Annotated in this window: 2 protein-coding genes; one reads left to right on the forward strand and one right to left on the reverse strand. The window is 56.1% G+C overall.

The genetic code is table 11. The features are described 5' to 3' along the window. Nucleotides 1–369 (forward strand): integrase core domain-containing protein (locus G4923_RS21120; RefSeq protein WP_240455380.1); only part of this gene is annotated, 369 nt, incomplete at its 5' end. On the opposite strand, the gene G4923_RS21125 is transcribed toward G4923_RS21120, so the two are convergent. After that, the coding region (locus G4923_RS21125; RefSeq protein ID WP_163138201.1) for an IS5 family transposase at nt 305–792 on the reverse strand (488 nt) is incomplete at its 5' end. The two genes, G4923_RS21120 and G4923_RS21125, sit on opposite strands and share 65 nt — an antisense overlap.

Consider the following 792-nt stretch of genomic DNA (forward strand, 5'->3'; position numbering starts at 1 on the left):
ATGCACGCCGAGTCGGTGGCCATGGCGTTTAAGAAAGCGCTGAAGCAACGGCGTGGCGGCGGGGAGCTTATCCATCACTCGGACCGCGGCGTGCAGTATTGCTCGGGGCTGTATCAGTCATTGCATGAGCGGCATGGGGTGCGGTGCTCGATGACGGATGGCTATGATTGTTACCAGAATGCGTTGGCGGAGCGGGTGAACGGGATATTGAAAGGAGAGTTGTTGTTGCAAAGCCCGCAGGACCTGGCGCAAGCGCGGGAGATGGTGCGTGAGGCGGTGGATATTTACAACCTAGGCCGTGTTCTCAAAATGCTGGTTTTCTGTCCACCAATAGTTCCCGCAAGTAACGAAGGCAGAAAGCCAGCTTGATAAAAGCTGCAAAACTTCCCGCCAGCTTTTCATATCTCGTTGAGAATCGGCGAAACTTCTTCAGCCATCCGAGGCACCGCTCGACCACATTTCGCCTGCGATAACGTGCTTTGTCCAATACCAGTGGACGTCCCTTATGGTGCCGCTGCTGGCCGCTACGCTGCGGGATGACCGCTTTTATCCTTCTGCGTCGGAGTTCGGCCCGGAAAGCCCTGCTGCTATAGGCCTCATCTGCGGCAAGATGCGCTGGACGCGTGCGATAACGACCTGATGAGGTTGGTATCCTTGCCATGGCCAACGCACTTGTCGCATATCTGATTTCCGCTGATTGCCCCGGCGAAAGGCAGAACCCCAGCGGCAAACCATTTCCATCAGTGACCAAGTGAATTTTGCTGCCAAAACTGCCACGTGAGCGGCCAAGAG

Source organism: Aeromonas rivipollensis (assembly GCF_010974825.1).
Classification (GTDB): Bacteria; Pseudomonadota; Gammaproteobacteria; order Enterobacterales; family Aeromonadaceae; genus Aeromonas; species Aeromonas rivipollensis.